The sequence below is a fragment of the Buchnera aphidicola (Pemphigus obesinymphae) genome (genome assembly GCF_026122815.1).
Taxonomy (GTDB): domain Bacteria; phylum Pseudomonadota; class Gammaproteobacteria; order Enterobacterales; family Enterobacteriaceae; genus Buchnera_C; species Buchnera_C aphidicola_BJ.
The window spans coordinates 1-17413 of record NZ_JAIWQW010000005.1 but is presented as its reverse complement, the minus strand read 5'-3'; the positions used below and the strand labels follow the sequence as shown (position 1 = coordinate 17413).

Below are 17413 nucleotides of genomic sequence, written 5' to 3'. Positions count from 1 at the left end.
TTAAAATTAATCGATACAGAAATATTGATTTTAGTTTCGTTGAATTCGATTTAAGTAAAATGCATTTAAGTGATTTAATCAAATGAATAATGGTAAATTTATCGTAGTTGAAGGTATAGAAGGATCTGGAAAAACTAATTCTTGTTTACTTATATCAAAAATATTAAAAAAAAACAATATAAAAAATATCATTTGTGTACGTCAACCAGGTAGTACTCCTATTTCCGAAAAAATACGCTGTTTAATAAAAAAAAATCATAAAGAAAAATTAATTAATACCAGTGAATTATTATTAATGTATGCAGCTAGAATTCAATTGGTTGAAAATATAATAAAACCTGCATTAAAAAAAGGAACTTGGGTTATTAGTGATCGTCATGATTTGTCTTCTTTTGCTTACCAAGGAGGTGGTGGTAATATAGATACCAAAAAAATTTTTAAATTACACAAAATATTATTAGGAAAATTTCAACCGCATTTAACTTTTTATTTAGATGTTGATCCTAAAATAGGTCTACAACGTGTTCATGCTAGAGGTAATCCTGATCGCATAGAAAATAATAAATTAATTTTTTTTATACGTACCAGAGAAAAATACTTAGAACTAATAAAATCCAATCCCAACATTATTACTATTAATACTAATCAAAATATAGAAATTGTAAGAAAAATATTACAAAAAAAATTGAAAAATTGGTTAAAAAAAAATGCTTATAAATTGGTATCCTTGGTTAATAAAACCTTATAAAGAAATTATACAACAACATCAAATAGGAAAAGCACATCATTCCATCTTGATTAACACATGTCGAGGTGTAGGTGTGCTAAATTTTTTGTGGGCTATTACTCGTTGGTTATTATGTAAAAATCGACAAGAAATAAAAAGTTGTGGTAAATGTCATAGTTGTTATTTAATGATGTCCAATAATCACCCTGATTGGTATCAGCTAAAAATAAAAAATAATACTAATATATTAGGTATTGATATAATTAGAAAAATCATTGATAAAACATTTCAAACCTCACAACAAAATGGAGAAAAAATAATATGGATACCAAATATTTCATATATTTCTAATTCCGGAATTTGTGCTTTGCTAAAAATTTTAGAAGAACCGCCTATAAATACTTGGTTTTTTATTGTAAATTATAATGCACTTAATGTATCTTCAACTTTACGCAGTCGCTGTTTTTCATATACTTTATTTCCACCTTCAGAAAAAAAAAGCACAATTTGGTTAAAAAAAAATCACTATTGTAAAAATGAATTACTATCTTTAACGGCTTTACGCATTACAGAAGGTGCTCCTCTTTTAGCAAAAAAAATAATTCAAGGAAATTTATGGTTAGAAAGAAAATTATTTTTTTTTAATTTAGAAAATGCAATTTATAAAAAACAATTATTTAATTTATTATTTTTTTTTACTAAAAAAAAAATATATGTAAATATTTATATAGATTGGCTTTGTTACTTATTATTTGATGTTGTTAAATGGAAATATAATTTGTTTCCATACGTGCAAAATTTAGATAAAAAAAAATTTATAACATATTTATCTTTAAATTGTACTATTACATTTTTAGATCATAGTATTCAGTCTTGGATAATATGTCGACACAGGCTAACACATATTATGGGAATTAATTACGAATTATTATTAGCAGAACAACTATTAAATTGGGAAAAAAAAATATTTTATAATGAAAAAATTTAATGAATCAATTTCAGCGGAAAAAAAATTATTTTTGATAGATTCACATTGTCATATAGATCTTCTAAAAGAAAAAAAAACACATCACGGCATAGAAGATATATTAAAAAAATCTACTAAAAATAATATAGGTCTAATTTTAACGATATCCACTTCTATCAAAAATTTTCTAGACATAAAAAAAAAATAGGAAATTACAAAAATATTTTATACTCATGTGGAATTCATCCTTTATACTTATCTAAGTGTAATAAAATAGATTTAAAGATTTTAAAAAAACTAGCACAAGAAAAAAATGTTATTGCATTAGGAGAAACCGGTCTAGATTATTATTATCAAAAAAAAAATAAAAAAGAACAAAAATACGTGTTTCGTAAACATATTAAAATTAGTATTGAATTAAATAAACCAGTTGTAGTGCATACCAGAGAATCTATCGATGATACTTTATCTATTTTAAATGAAATAGAATCAAAAAAATGTAAAGGCATTATACATTCTTTCACTGGAAACGTATCTTCTGCTAAAAAAATATTAGATATGGGATTCTATATCTCTTTTTCAGGCATCATTACTTTTAAAAATGCAGATGAAATACGTAGAACAGCGAAATACATACCTTTAGATCGTCTACTAATAGAAACCGATGCTCCTTATCTAACTCCTGTACCAAAACGTGGAAAAGAAAATCAACCTTCCTATTTAAAATATATAGCTGATTGCATTGTAAAATTAAGAAAAATCAACATGGAATATTTTACAGAAATTACACAAAAAAATTTTTATGAACTTTTCCAGTTAAAGGATAAAAAATAAAAATTCAATTTTTTTAAATAATAAAAATATAAATAAACTATCTATTGTAATATTACGACATATATTTCATGTTAAAATCTTAAGTATATTATAAATACAAGAATAGAAATATTAGGAAAAATTATTTTAAAAAATAAATACTAATGTTATTTAAAATAAAATATACACGTATGAATACACATCAATTATTTCATAATATTCAGGAGTTTCTATAAATGTTTAAAAATACATTTTCTAACCTACAAAAAATAGGTAAATCACTGATGTTACCAGTATCAGTTTTACCAATCGCTGGTATTTTACTTGGAATAGGATCAGCTAAATTTAGCATAATTCCAGATATTGTTTCTAGAATTATGGCAGAATCAGGAGGTTCTGTGTTTTCTAACATGCCGTTAATATTTGCTGTAGGAGTAGCTCTTGGATTTACAAATAATGATGGGGTATCGGCATTAGCTTCAGTAATTGCTTACGGCATTATGGTTAAAACTTTATCTGTTTTAACACCTATATTCTTAAACATACCGATAACAGAAATCAATGGGAAAAATCTTATTGATACTGGAATTTTAGGAGGCATCATAGCCGGATCAATTTCAGCATATATGTTTAATCGATTTTATCGAATTCAATTACCAGAATATTTAGGTTTCTTTTCTGGAAAACGTTTTGTTCCAATTATATCAGGTATTACTGCCATAATAATAGGTGTGATTTTAGCTTTAATATGGCCCCCAATTGGAAATTGTATACAAACATTTTCTCAATGGGCTGCTTATCAAAATCCTATTTTTGCTTTTACTATTTATGGAATAGTAGAAAGAGCTTTAGTTCCTTTTGGATTACATCACATATGGAACGTGCCATTTCAAATGCAAATAGGAGAATATACTAATAACATGGGACAAATATTCCACGGTGATATTGCTAGATATATGGCAGGGGATAATACTGCAGGTAAATTATCAGGTGGTTTTATTTTTAAAATGTATGGTCTCCCTGCTGCAGCTATTGCTATATGGCACACTGCTAATTTAAAAAATAGAGCTAAAGTTGGAGGAATTATGTTATCTGCAGCATTAACAGCTTTTTTAACCGGAATAACAGAACCCATAGAGTTTTCTTTTATCTTAGCATCTCCAATGTTATATATTATACATTCTATATTAGCAGGTTTAGCTTTTCCAGTATGTATTTTACTAGATATGCGAGCAGGAACGAGTTTTTCTCATGGAATTATAGATTTCATCATTCTTAGTGGGAATAGTAATAGAATATGGCTTTTCCCAATAATAGGTTTAATATATGGTAGTGTGTATTATTGCACTTTTTATTTTTTAATAAAAAAGTTAAATTTAAAAACGCCAGGAAGAGAAAAAACAAATAACGTTTTATTTAATAAAAATGCAGATGAAATGGCACCACATCTTATAAAAGCATTTGGTGGGAAAAATAATATAAAACATTTAGATGCTTGTATTACTCGTTTACGCGTTACTGTAATTGATATATCCAAAGTAAACAAAAAAGAACTATATCAACTTGGAGCTGCCGGTATAGTCATATCTGGATCAGGAGTTCAAGTTGTCTTTGGAACAAAATCTGATAATCTAAAAACAGCTATGGATCATTATATACTTCAATTATGAAAATATATCAAAGGGTAAGCAACCAATACTTACCCTTATCTTATATCAAAATAAAATCTATATTAAAAATATATTATTAAATAATAAGAACAATATAAAATTATAATGTAGAATACATATATCATTGATTAAAAAAGAAAATTAAATTTTGGATCAAAAAAATATTTTTTTAAAAATTTTAAAAAAAGAAATTAAAGCTGATATTATATATAAAGATAAAATAGTAACAGCATTTAAAGATATCAAACCTAAAGCACCTGTACATATTTTAATTATACCCAATACATTAATTATTTCAGCAAATGATATCAATGAAGAAAATAAAAACATACTAACTCATATATTTACTACAGCTATTAAAATAGCGAAAAAAACAGGAATAGATGAAAAAGGATATCGTCTAATATTAAATTGTAATAAAGATGGAGGTCAAGAAATTCCTTATTTACATTTGCATTTACTTGGAGGAAAATATTTAGGAGATATATTATAAGATTGTATTTAATAATTCAAAATAATTTTTGAATATAATTAATTAAATGTATTTTATTAATTTAATAAAATTAGTTTTTACATATTATAAAAAGAAATATAAAAAATTAAAAAATATTTCTATGAAAAAATACTAAAATTTTTAATAATCCAATTAAAAATAAAATACTATATATAAAAATTATATTTCTAATATAAAAATTTTAATTATTAATAATTTAATTAATAAAATAGTTATTGATAAATAAATTTTTCTCTGCTGAATATTTTATTTTTTTAATTATACTTACAAAAAGTAAAATTAATACATTTATACTGCAATAAAAAATCAGCAGAGAATTGGAAGTATCATTTTGTGTATTATAGAAATAATTTAATTATTTAATAATAAAAAATAGATATTTTATTAAAATTTATAAACCATACCAGCCCTTAAAATATTATCATGAGATTCTTCTGGAACATTAACATCTTGATTATATTTCAAAAAATCTAATTTATAATCTATATAAGTATATATTTTTTTACTAAAATTATAATGACTAGAAATGTTCATTTGTCTACTAAAAATTCTCTTTTTGCTAAATAGCGTAGAATTAATAGATTTCATATTATTACCGTAAGATTCAGAATATGTTAAAGAAGAACTTAATCCGCCATCAAAATTATATTCACCGAATAATTCTAAATTACCCGATTTACCAGCAAATTTTGTGAACTTTGCATATGGTGTAATGTTTCGTCCTTCTCCATAGAAAGCTGCCATATATACATTATTTTTTTCATACTTTAAACCTACTCCATACGCATCAGCACTATCTCCTTGACCATCAATAATTTGACGTGAAGTACGATTTTCAGAAAACCAAGAAGCTATTGCTGTTATTCCTTTTCTATTATCATATTTTATTGAACTACCCCAACCGCTTCCATTTTCTTGCATAGAATTACTATTTTTATGTTTCTCCTGATATTGTAAAATAGTAGTTAAATTATTGGATAAACCAAAAAAATTATAATTATGGTAAGTAATTACATTACTTGCTCTATCCATTAAAAAAACATCATTTTCTTTAAATACACGATCAGTATCAATAAAAGAATGACAATTCGTTAAAGATTTAGCATTATATATCACACCATGATTTCTACCATAATCTAAAGAACTCCATTTCCCGAATTTAAAACCTATTAGTCCTAAACTAATTTTATTATTAAGATTGTTATCTATGCTATTTTCTGAAACAAAACCTTTTCCTCTATATTCTAAGCAACTATATCCTGACCATTCATTATTTATTTTTGTTTCTCCAAACAAACCAAGCATATATTCACTAGGATCTTTATCATATTTTTTATTCGTAGAACTAGAAGAATGAAGAAATCGATACTTTTGATTCATTCCTCCATAAATTTTTAATTTATTACCGTTCTTATTGTATATTTCTACAGCATCAGCCGTATTAATAATTAATAAAAATGGAATTATAATTAGTAAAAAAATATAATTTATCATTATTGTTTATTGCCTCATGATTTTAGTTAGTTTTAAAAAAAATAAAATTGTTAATTTATTTTATAAAAATATTAAAATATATATTTATTATTAATTAAAAATTAGCATGACCAACCGTTCTTGGAAAAGGAATCACATCCCTTATATTTTTAATTCCTGTGATATAAACTATTAAACGTTCTATTCCTAATCCAAAACCTGCATGAGGAACTGTCCCATAGCGTCTTAAATCACGATACCACCAATAATTTTCCTTTTCTAATCCTAACTCTATTAAACGATTATCTAAAATTTCGAGTCTTTCTTCTCTTTCTGATCCACCTATAATTTCTCCAATACCAGGTAATAATATATCCATTCCCGCTACTGTTTTTTGATCTTTATTTAATCGCATATAAAATGCTTTTATATCTTTTGGATAATTACTAATTATTACAGGTTTTTTAAAATATTTTTCTACTATATACCGTTCATGATCCGTAGATAAATTAACTCCCATAAAAACAGATCTTTGAAATTTAATCTTTGATGAAAGTAAAATTTCTATCGCATCTTTATAATCAATTTTAACAAAATCATTTTCTAAAAAACTTCTTAATCTATTTAAAATATTCGGTTCATAAGACGTTTTAAAAAATAAAATTTCTAATTCACATTCCTTTAAAACAACCGATATAATATATTTTAACATTTCTTCAGATAATAAATGCATATCTTTTAATGTCGAAAAAGATTTTTCTACTTCTAACATCCAAAATTCTGCTAAATGTCGACTGGTATTTGAATTTTCTGCACGGAAAACAGGTCCAAATGAATATACTTTAGATAAAGCACAAGCGTAAGTTTCTAAAGTTAATTGTCCAGATACAGTTAAAAAAGACTCTTTTCCAAAAAAATCTTTATCAAAATTAACATTTTTAGAAATATTTTTCATATCTTTTGTAGACACTCTAAACATTTCACCTGCTCCTTCAGCATTTATTTCTGTTATAATTGGTGTAGAAATTAAATAATATCCTTTTTTATCAAAAAAATTATGTAAGGCTTTCACTAAAGTATGTCTAATTCGGGTAATGGCTCCAATAAAATTAGTACGAGGTCTTAAATGAGCTATGTCTCTTAAATATTCAACAGTATGTTTTTTTGCTGAAACAGGATAACTTTTAGGATCCTCAATCCAACCAATAACCTCAACTACTGTAGCTTGAATTTCATAATTTTGTTTTTCACCAGGAGATAAAATTAAACAACCAACAATAGAAATTGAACAACCTGCAGTCAAACGCAATACTTCCGCATAATTAACTAAATCACGACTAACTACCACTTGAATTGAATTAAAACATGATCCATCATAAACATTAAGAAATGATATGCCAGATTTTGAATCTCTTTTACTTCGTATCCATCCTTGAACTTCAATAATACTGTTAATTGGAATACGATGGAGATACAAATTTACTATAGGTACTATTTTCATAATTTTTCCATAATGAAATCATATATAATTTAAAAATTAAATTTTAAAAAAATATTTTATAAAAATAATAAATTTCAATAATGATAAAAATTAAGACACATTATTTATAATTTTAATTATCATATCTATGATACTATAATTTTATAAAATTTAATATTTTCTATTTAAAAAAAATTAAAATTAATATGTGTATCTTGTATTTTTTACAAATATCAATTTTATAACTAATTATTCATACTTTACGTTACAAAATTTTTTTAAATACATATAAATTTTTCTAAAATATTGTATAATTTAGATATTTAAATATAGTTTTAATCTATAAAATTATAATAACACTAAAAAATTTTATTTTATGAACACTGTACATTAATTTGTTACAATACCAAAAATATAATCAATTATTTTATATAATAAAAACTAATAGATATTTTTTAAAAGTCAAATTTTATTAAAAAATAATTTTGTAGTTAGTATTTTTTTTACTATTAATTTATAATTAATTTTAATTTTTATCTTAAATTAATAATATTTCTAAATTTTCCTAAAAATCTAGATATTAAATAATTAATATTTTTAAAAGTTTTAAAAAAAATAAATTTATTTATATAAAATTGATTTAAAAAATATACAATTTATTTAAATAATAAAATAAATATATTTAGTCAAAATAAGAATTTTTTAAACATTAAATTATTTTTTTAATAATTTCTTAATTTTTAAAAATATTAATTATTATTAATATTTACATGGAAAAGTAAAAAATTTTTTTTATTTATTACATTATCAAATAAGTTAAAAAACTTATTTCCGAATAAAATCAATATATAACGAAAATATTATTTTTTATGATTAATACAATACTATTATAGGAAAATTTTTTAATTAAATTTAACCTATAAAATATCATTAATATATATAGTAATAGTATTTACTATTGTCATGTATATAATAATAAATAATTTATAAGATAAAAAATTATTTAAATATTTTAAAAAATAAAAATTACTCTGATAATCAAAATATTTAATAACCATAAAAATATCTTTTATCTGCAACAATTTTAAAATTTTAATCTGTTAAATAATATTAACAATTTTATATAAATAAAATTGTTAATTGTAGAATGCAAATTTAATAAATTTAAATCAATTTTAAAAATCTTGTATTTTTATTTTGTGAAATTAAATTATGTAAACATTTTTCAGAACAACAACTATGAAACTTACGACTACATCTATGACATTGAATAAAAAGAGAATGACATAAATTATATCTACAATTAACATGAGAGTCACATTTTAGTCCACATTGATGACAATAAGATATTACTTGATCAGATACCCTTTCCCCCAAACGCGCATCAAAAACAAAATTTTTCCCTTCAAAAAATATTGGTAATCTATTTTTTTTAGCGTCATGAAAATATCCGATAATACCACCATCAATGTGATACATTTTTTTAAATCCATTATTCTTCATCCAAAAAGTAGCTTTTTCACAACGAATTCCACCTGTACAATACATAACAATTTTTTTGTCTTTATAATCTTTAAATAAATCTATTATTATTCTTAACTGATCACGAAAAGTATTAGCAGGAATCGATATGGATTTTTTAAAATGACCTACTTCATATTCATATGGATTACGCATATCAATAAAAATTATGTTTTTATCATTTAACATGTTATTTACTTCTTTTGCCTTTAAATATATACCAACATCTTTAGGATTAAACTTTATATTTTCATCAAGGCCATCTGATACAATTCTTTTTCTAACTTTCATACGTAAAACCCAAAAAGATTTTTTATTGTCTAAAGCTAAGTTCATTCTTAAATTATTTAAACCAAGATGTATTTTTTTTAAATGTAGCTTCATTAAAGAATAAAATTTAATAGGAACACTGACTTGTGCATTAATCCCTTCTTCAGAGACAATTATTCTTCCTAAAATTTCTAATTTACTAAAATATACATATAAATTATCTCTAAATTTTTTAGGAAAATTAATTGTACAATATTTATAAAAAGATACCGTTATACGTTTTTCGGTGTCGAGCAACATACGGTTTTTTAAAATATGATTTGAAATACGATTGTATAAAAACGGCATTTGATATTTTCCTAATAGATAATTATCAATTATAAATATTCAATACTTAAATATTTTTATATGAATAAAATTAATTTCTAATCATATATATAAAATTTTTTTTAAAAACGTAAATTTTTATTGATAAAATAAATTTTTTATCAGCATAGATATGAACATTATTCTCTAATATCTGATATTAATTTAATTCTTTTAATTAATTTAATTTTCTTATCTTTTAACTGATCTGCAATTAATTTATTTCTTTCAATTATATCTTGAGGTGCATACATAATAAATTTTTTATCGAATAACTTAAGTTCTAAGCGTTTTAAACTGATATTAATTTTATCAATTTCTTTACATAAACGATCAATTTCTAATTTTTTATTTATTTCTCCTGTAATTGGAACTAATATTTCTGCACCATCTATTACTTTTGTGATAGACAAAGGAGATTTACTTACAGATGATAAAATAGTAATACTTTCTACATTAGCTAATATTTTTAAATAATTACCATGTAAATCTATAATTCTCTTTACTTTAGAATTAACATTTTGGAACAGAACAGGAATTAATTTGTTAGAAATAATTTTTGTGGAAGCGCGAATATTCCTTATTGCTGTAATAGTATTTTGAATCCACATCATGTCATTAATAACTGATTCATTTACTAATTTATTATTATACTTAGGGAAATTTTGTAACATAATACTTTTATCTTTAATATCAGTTAATACTTTAATACGTTGCCAAATTTCTTCAGTAATAAAAGGAATAATTGGATGAGCTAATCGCAATAAAGATTCTAATATATGTACTAAAGTACATTTTGTACCCATTGAATTTACAGTATCATTATGATTCATAAAAATTTTAGAAAATTCTAAATACCAATCACAAAATTTATACCATACAAAATCGTACAATATGTTAGCTGCACTATCAAATCGATAATTATCTAAAGCATAACGGTATGTTTTTACTGTAGAATTGAATTCTAATCTTATCCATTGATCAGCTAATGACAATTTATAAGAATCTTTTTTTACTATTAATTCTTCACGTTGAACGTTCATCAAAATAAATCGGCTTGCATTCCATAGTTTATTACAAAAATTTCGATATCCCTTTAACCGATTCATATCCCAAATAATATCTCGTGTTCCCGAAGCAAGAGCAGAAAAAGTAAAACGTAATGCATCAGTACCTGTAGCAACAATACCTTGTGGAAATGTTTTTTTTGTTCTTTCTTTGATCACTTTTGCTAAATTTGGTTTTAACATATTTTTAGTACGTTTTTTAATTAATTCTTTTAAAGTAATACCATCTATCATATCTATTGGATCAATGACATTACCTTTTGATTTAGACATTTTTGTTCCCTGTTCATCCCGAATTAACCCTGTTATATATACAGTTTTAAACGGAACTTGAGGTTTATCACTTTTATCTTTCAAAAAGTACATAGTTAACATTATCATTCGAGCAATCCAAAAAAATATAATATCAAAACCACTGACCAATACATTAGTAGGATGAAAAAAATCTAAAAAATCAGTTTTATCTGGCCAACCTAAAGTAGAAAAAGTCCACAAACTAGAAGAAAACCAAGTATCTAATACATCTTCTTCTTGTATTAAGTTAACATGATTAGCAACAGAGTACTGTTTACGAATTTCTACTTCATTTTTCCCTACATAAATATTCTTATTATCATCATACCAAATAGGAATACGGTGGCCCCACCATAACTGCCTAGAAATACACCAATCTTGAATTTTATCCATCCAAGAAAAATATAAATTATTATATTGTTTAGGGATAAAATTAATAAAACCTTCTTTAACTGCTTTTATAGCCGTTGGAGCTAATTGAGAAGTACGTAAATACCATTGATCAGTTAACATTGGTTCGATAATATCTCCACTACGATCCCCATATGGAATCATATTTTTTTGTGGTATTATTTTTTCTAGTAATCCTAACAATTTTATTTCACAAATTATTTTTTTTCTTGCGATAAAACGATCTAAATGTTTTAACTTTTTAGGAATAAAATCATAATCAACATTATTTTTAATACTATTCGTATCATAAATCTCAGGAATATCTCGTATTTTCCCATCAAATGTCAAAATATTAATCATTGGTAAATTATGTCTTAATCCAACTTTATAATCATTAAAATCGTGACCTGGAGTAATTTTAACACATCCCGTATTTTTGTTTAAATTAGCATAATTATCAAAAATAATAGGTATAATACGATTAATTAAAGGAATTACAACATGTTTTCCTGATAATTTAGAATATCTTTTATCTTCAGGATTTACTGCTACAGCCACATCACCTAATAAAGTTTCAGGACGAGTTGTTGCTACAACTAAATATTTTTCATGATAAAAATCTGAACAATCTTCAAATAAAGGGTATTTTATATACCATATAAAACTTTTTGTAAGGCGATTTTCTACCTCTAAATCAGAAATAACAGTTTGAATTTTAGGATCCCAATTAACTAATCCTTTTTTTCTATAAATTAAATTATCTTTATATAAATCAATAAAAGCTTGCGTTACCGCATTAGATATCACAGGATCTAAAGTAAATCGTTCACGATCCCAATCAATAGAATTACCTAATCGACGCATTTGAGAAATTATTTTATTACCATATTTTTCTTTCCAATCCCATATTTTTTTTACAAAATCAGATCTTGAATATTCAAGACGATTTTTCCCTTCTTTTAAAATAAGATTTTTTTCAACTATTGCTTGTGTGGCAATTCCAGCATGGTCTGTACCTACTTGCCATAAAGTATTGTCACCTTGCATCCGATGATAACGGATTAAAATATCCATTATCGTTTGCTGAAAGGCATGACCCATATGCAAACTACCAGTAATATTAGGAGGCGGAATCATAATACAAAAATTGTTTTTATTAAATTTTTTATCAGTTTTAAAAAATCCATTTTTTTCCCAAAAATTATATAATATTTTTTCAATTTCTTGAGGACTAAAATTTTTTTTCATATTTGTCTTTATAAAAGAGCTTTAATTTTACTGTTAAATGTAAAGTTATGCAAAGAACATATTTTTATGGAATAAAATTATTTATGGAATGTATAATAATTGTTAAAATATCTCTATATGCATAAAATATATACTAAAATCAATAATGTTCAACATATATAAAACTATTACTAAAAAATTTATGTAATTTTAATTATGTAAATTTAAACCAGATTTGTTTAACAAAAATTGAGAAAGTAACAAAATAGGTCGACCCGTTGATCCCTTTTCCTTACCAGATTTCCAACTTGTTCCAGCTATGTCTATATGAGCCCATGTATATTTTTTCGTAAAATTGGATAAAAAACATGCCGCAGTTATTGCTCCTGCGGATCTGCAACCAATATTAGCAATATCAGCAAAATTGGAATCCAAATCGCTATAATATTCATGAAAGATAGGTAAACGCCATACCTTATCATTAGTTAGTTCTCCAGCATATATCATATCATTAGCTAATAAATCATCGTTAGAAAATAAACCACTTACATAATGACCCAAAGCTACTACACATGCACCTGTTAAAGTTGCCACATCAATTACTATACTTGGATTGAATCTTTCAACATAAGTTAATACATCACATAATATTAAACGACCTTCAGCATCAGTGTCCAAAATTTCCACAGTTTTTTTTGACATTGTCGTAACTATGTCTCCAGGACGATACGCGTTTCCTCCTGGCATATTTTCACAACAAGCTAAAATCCCCACTATATTTAAAGGTAATTTTAATTGAGAGACTATATGCATTAATCCATATACAACAGAAGCTCCTGACATATCGTATTTCATTTCATCCATTAATCTAGAAGGTTTAATAGAAATACCTCCAGAATCAAAAGTTACCCCTTTACCAATCAAAACAATTGGTTTACTGGTTTTATCGTAGCTACCATTATATTTAATTACTGACATACAAGGTTTATTTTTTGAACCTTTTCCAACATATAAATAAGCATTCATTCCTAAATTTTTCAATGTTATTTCATCTATAATTTCTATTAAGATCTTTTTATTATTTTTTTTTACTAAATTTTGTGATTGTAGCTCAAAATAATTTGGTGTACAGATATTCGGAGGTAAATTAGCAAGATCTTTTGCTATTTTTATTCCTTGATTAATAATAAATCCGTGTTTTATTGCCACTTCTCCGGAAATTATTTCTGACTTCTTATATATATTAAAAAATATGTTGTATAAAACAACATTTTCTTTTCTTTGTCCACTTTTTAATATACTGAAATCATATAAAGCACTATCAATTACTTCTACAGCAACTCTAATTTTCCAATATATATTCCTATCTTTTACATATAAATCATTTAAAAAAAATACCGCTTCTGTAGCAGATGTGTTTTTTAAAATTTTAATACTATTAAATATCACTTTTCTATAATTTCTTTCATCAAATTCTGATTCTTTTCCACATCCAATTAATAGAATACGTTCAGAAAAAACATACGGAATATGATACAATAATAGTGATTGATTTATTCTTCCATTTATTTCACCTGACATAATAAATTTATTAATATATCCTTGACTAATTTCGTCTAACTGTTTAGTTGAAAATGGCAATTTTTTATCTTCAAAAACACCTACAACAAGACATTCATTCTTTAATTTTTCTATACTTAAATAATTTATATGAAATTTCATAATATACACCTGAATATATACTTATAAAATATTTTATATTATTACAGAATACCAACTAATTTACTAAAAAAAATACATTGCTAAAGAAATATTAATTTTTTATTAATAATATATATTATTTCTTAAAATTAATTGATCAAATACATATATTTGATATATATTTAATAATGGTGATTACATTTTAAAGAGTTTTTTTATATCATAAATTAAAAACATCAATTTAACATATAAAAATTAAAAATATAATTTTATTTTTTATAAAAAATTATTTATCAAAAATTTAACAAACTGAATAATTTTAAATACATAATAGTAAACATATAAAATTCAATCATATTTAGAAACATTAACCAAAATAGTTAAACCGATTAATATTTTTTAAAATGTAAATATATTTAATAAAAGTTAAGTGTACTTTACTTTAAAAAATATTTTAATAAATTATGTATATATATAATATATATCAAATTTCTAATCACTTATACTAAAAGTAAGCAGGTATTTAATATGTCAACATTATATCAACGCAATTTTCTTAGATTATTAGATTTTAAAGATTCAGAAATACAATATTTAATTAATTTATCTTCTAAATTAAAAAAATTAAAAAAAAATGGAAAAGAAATTCAACATTTGAGAAAAAAAAATATTGTTTTAATTTTTGAGAAAGAATCAACCAGAACCCGATGTGCATTTGAAGTAGCAGCTTTTGATCAAGGAGCTAATGTAACTTATTTAGGACCTGGTAATAGCCATCTAGGCTATAAAGAATCTATTGCAGATACGGCAAAAGTACTAAGTCGCATGTATCATGGAATAGAATATAGAGGACATAATCATAACATAATCAATATTTTGGCTAAATGTTCTACGGTTCCAGTATGGAACGGATTGACAAATCAATTTCATCCTACTCAAATACTGGCAGATTTATTAACTATGCAAGAAACACTGAATGAAAAAAACTTAAGAAAAATTAGTTGTGCTTACGTAGGTGATGCTAACAATAATATTAGTAATACCATGTTAGAAGCAGCAGCTATTACTGGTCTAAATTTAAGATTAGTAGCTCCTAAAAAATATTGGCCTGATAATCAATTTTTTTCACAATGCCAATCAATATCAAAAGAAAAAAAAAGTACAATACTATGTACTGAAAACATCGAAGAAGGCGTAAAAAATGTAGATTTTATTTATACAGATGTTTGGGTATCTATGGGAGAACCCGATAAATTATGGATAGATAGAATTCAATTACTAAAAAAATACCAAGTAAATGAAAATATGATTCAATTAACAAAAAATAAAAATGTCAAAATATTACACTGTCTACCTGCTTTTCATGATAAAAATACTATTTTAGGGAAAAAAATATTAGAAAAATTTAATTTATATTCAGGAATAGAAATTACTCATTCAATATTTGAAAAAAATTCAAGTACTATTTTTGAACAATCTGAAAATAGATTACATACTATAAAAGCTATTATGATTGCTACTCTCATAAAAAATAATTGTTCTTTTTAATCTTCTATAAAAATAAAATTAATGACTGAAATTTTTTCAATAATTAAAATTAAATAAAAAATATGATATATATCATCACAAAATTTATCTTTAATCTAAAAAATTATCATATATTTATTAAAAAATAAATATGAAAGTAACATTGAATCAAAATTATCGACATAATTATGCATACAAATTAAATAATATTAAAAATATTTTTTAACGTAAGTATCATTAATCATGAATATGATATGAATGTAAGAAAATTTTTTTATTTATTTTAAATAATATAACAATGTATTACAAACACTCATTTATTTTTGAATTTAATATTAATAAAAAATACAATGAAAAATTGTCTTAATTTATTAAAATCAAAAAATCTTTATATTTATATCAAAATATTATTGATAATAATTAAATAATAATCTAAAATGACTCATATTTTCTATATGATTACAAAATCATGTTTTTAATAAAAACCATAAAAATTTTTATTATTTTTAATAAAATATAATTTAATATATTCTATGTATTAAAAAATGTACAATTTCATATATTTTATTTTTATCTACAATAATAGATAAATTTTAAATAACGTAATATATCATATTCTAATAAAAAATTTTAACAAAATAAAAAATAGGATATACATGTTAATTCCAATATTAACCAAGAACGCTCCTCTACCGATAGGGCCATACTCTCAAGCTATAAAAATAGGAAAATTACTAATTTTATCAGGACAAATTCCTATTAATGTAAAATCTGGGAAAATAGAAAAAGACATTATTAAACAAACAAAAACCATTTTAAATAACATTTTATCAATAGTAAAAGATGCTGAATTTAAAGTAGAAAATATCGCTAAAATAACTATTTTTTTAACAGATATTAATCAATTAGAAATTGTCAATAAAGTTTATGAAAATTTTTTTTCAAAACATAAATTAACTACTTTCCCAGCAAGATCATGTGTTCAAGTATCAGCATTACCCAAAAATGCAAAAATTGAAATAGAAGCTTTCGCTATATCCAATTAAAGAATGTTATATTATTCATTAAAGAATGGTTAATCTATAAAAATGTTTTTAAACGTTCATTTTTAAATTTATTAATTAAATAAAAAATATGCCACAAAGTGGCATAAATAAAATTAATAATCTATTAAACATTACGACGACGAGATGAAAGATAATTTTTATTATCTCGACGAATTGCTTTGGAATTTACGTAACGTTCATTACGTCTACGAACATCTGAATGATCTCCGACACGTATAGTTTTTCTATTTAAAAAATTGTGATGATCACGATTTAATAACTTTAAATTGATTTGTTTATTAAGAATACGAGTCCGAATTAAACGTTGTAATAAATCTTTAGACATACCACAAGGTA

The 17413-nt window shown here is 23.5% G+C and carries 13 protein-coding genes and 1 pseudogene; 8 read left to right on the top strand and 6 right to left on the bottom strand.

Going from position 1 to position 17413, the window contains the following annotated elements:
* Positions 1–82: 82 nt before the first annotated feature.
* From tmk to LDP10_RS01380, 6 genes are all read left to right on the top strand, one after another.
* Complete coding sequence (tmk, locus tag LDP10_RS01405; protein ID WP_265196959.1) at positions 83–748, top strand: dTMP kinase; 666 nt, start codon at positions 83–85, stop codon at positions 746–748.
* On the top strand, positions 708–1715 hold the full coding sequence (locus tag LDP10_RS01400) for a DNA polymerase III subunit delta' C-terminal domain-containing protein (RefSeq protein ID WP_265196958.1): 1008 nt from the start codon (positions 708–710) through the stop codon (positions 1713–1715). The genes tmk and LDP10_RS01400 overlap by 41 nt, the downstream gene beginning before the upstream one ends.
* Positions 1702–1902 carry a hypothetical protein gene (locus LDP10_RS01395; protein ID WP_265196957.1) on the top strand — a complete coding sequence of 67 codons (201 nt, stop codon included), beginning with the start codon at positions 1702–1704 and terminating at the stop codon, positions 1900–1902. The genes LDP10_RS01400 and LDP10_RS01395 overlap by 14 nt, the downstream gene beginning before the upstream one ends.
* Positions 1860–2528: a YchF/TatD family DNA exonuclease gene (locus LDP10_RS01390; RefSeq protein WP_321160488.1), complete on the top strand. Its 669-nt coding sequence runs from the start codon at positions 1860–1862 to the stop codon at positions 2526–2528. Before LDP10_RS01395 ends, LDP10_RS01390 begins: the two co-directional genes overlap by 43 nt.
* A gap of 215 nt (positions 2529–2743) precedes the next feature.
* A complete protein-coding gene (ptsG, locus tag LDP10_RS01385; protein ID WP_265196956.1) occupies positions 2744–4177 on the top strand; it encodes a PTS glucose transporter subunit IIBC in 1434 nt (477 codons plus the stop codon).
* A gap of 148 nt (positions 4178–4325) precedes the next feature.
* Positions 4326–4670, top strand: coding sequence for a histidine triad nucleotide-binding protein (locus LDP10_RS01380; protein ID WP_265196955.1), 345 nt, complete (start codon positions 4326–4328; stop codon positions 4668–4670).
* Positions 4671–5075: 405 nt separating this feature from the next.
* Here the strand turns inward: LDP10_RS01380 and LDP10_RS01375 are convergent, their stop codons facing one another.
* The 5 genes from LDP10_RS01375 to LDP10_RS01355 form a co-directional block, all read right to left on the bottom strand.
* On the bottom strand, positions 5076–6185 hold the full coding sequence (locus LDP10_RS01375) for a porin (protein WP_265196954.1): 1110 nt from the start codon (positions 6183–6185) through the stop codon (positions 5076–5078).
* Between the two features lie 94 nt (positions 6186–6279).
* A complete protein-coding gene (asnS, locus tag LDP10_RS01370; protein ID WP_265196953.1) occupies positions 6280–7665 on the bottom strand; it encodes an asparagine--tRNA ligase in 1386 nt (461 codons plus the stop codon).
* Between the two features lie 1143 nt (positions 7666–8808).
* Positions 8809–9783, bottom strand: a complete 975-nt coding sequence (locus tag LDP10_RS01365) for a rhodanese-related sulfurtransferase (protein WP_265196952.1) — start codon at positions 9781–9783, stop codon at positions 8809–8811.
* Between the two features lie 158 nt (positions 9784–9941).
* Positions 9942–12803, bottom strand: coding sequence for a valine--tRNA ligase (locus LDP10_RS01360; protein ID WP_265196951.1), 2862 nt, complete (start codon positions 12801–12803; stop codon positions 9942–9944).
* Positions 12804–12992: 189 nt separating this feature from the next.
* Positions 12993–14504, bottom strand: coding sequence for a leucyl aminopeptidase (locus LDP10_RS01355; protein ID WP_265196950.1), 1512 nt, complete (start codon positions 14502–14504; stop codon positions 12993–12995).
* A 507-nt stretch (positions 14505–15011) separates the two neighbouring features.
* Here LDP10_RS01355 and argF point away from each other — a divergent pair.
* The gene (argF, locus tag LDP10_RS01350; protein ID WP_265196949.1) at positions 15012–16031 is read left to right on the top strand and encodes an ornithine carbamoyltransferase; all 1020 of its coding nucleotides are present in this window, start codon (positions 15012–15014) and stop codon (positions 16029–16031) included.
* Positions 16032–16666: 635 nt separating this feature from the next.
* A complete protein-coding gene (locus LDP10_RS01345; protein ID WP_265196948.1) occupies positions 16667–17056 on the top strand; it encodes a RidA family protein in 390 nt (129 codons plus the stop codon).
* A gap of 124 nt (positions 17057–17180) precedes the next feature.
* Here the strand turns inward: LDP10_RS01345 and LDP10_RS01340 are convergent.
* Positions 17181–17413 (bottom strand): annotated as a pseudogene (locus LDP10_RS01340) (cold-shock protein); the annotation flags it as partial.

Bases quoted from the DNA above. Each gene is read 5' to 3' on its own strand.
- tmk (WP_265196959.1), top strand. From the start codon at position 83: ATGAATAATGGTAAATTTATCGTAGTTGAAGGTATAGAAGGATCTGGA.
- LDP10_RS01400 (WP_265196958.1), top strand. From the start codon at position 708: ATGCTTATAAATTGGTATCCTTGGTTAATAAAACCTTATAAAGAAATT.
- LDP10_RS01395 (WP_265196957.1), top strand. From the start codon at position 1,702: ATGAAAAAATTTAATGAATCAATTTCAGCGGAAAAAAAATTATTTTTG.
- ptsG (WP_265196956.1), top strand. From the start codon at position 2,744: ATGTTTAAAAATACATTTTCTAACCTACAAAAAATAGGTAAATCACTG.
- LDP10_RS01375 (WP_265196954.1), bottom strand. From the start codon at position 6,185: ATGATAAATTATATTTTTTTACTAATTATAATTCCATTTTTATTAATT.
- asnS (WP_265196953.1), bottom strand. From the start codon at position 7,665: ATGAAAATAGTACCTATAGTAAATTTGTATCTCCATCGTATTCCAATT.
- LDP10_RS01365 (WP_265196952.1), bottom strand. From the start codon at position 9,783: ATGCCGTTTTTATACAATCGTATTTCAAATCATATTTTAAAAAACCGT.
- LDP10_RS01360 (WP_265196951.1), bottom strand. From the start codon at position 12,803: ATGAAAAAAAATTTTAGTCCTCAAGAAATTGAAAAAATATTATATAAT.
- LDP10_RS01355 (WP_265196950.1), bottom strand. From the start codon at position 14,504: ATGAAATTTCATATAAATTATTTAAGTATAGAAAAATTAAAGAATGAA.
- argF (WP_265196949.1), top strand. From the start codon at position 15,012: ATGTCAACATTATATCAACGCAATTTTCTTAGATTATTAGATTTTAAA.
- LDP10_RS01345 (WP_265196948.1), top strand. From the start codon at position 16,667: ATGTTAATTCCAATATTAACCAAGAACGCTCCTCTACCGATAGGGCCA.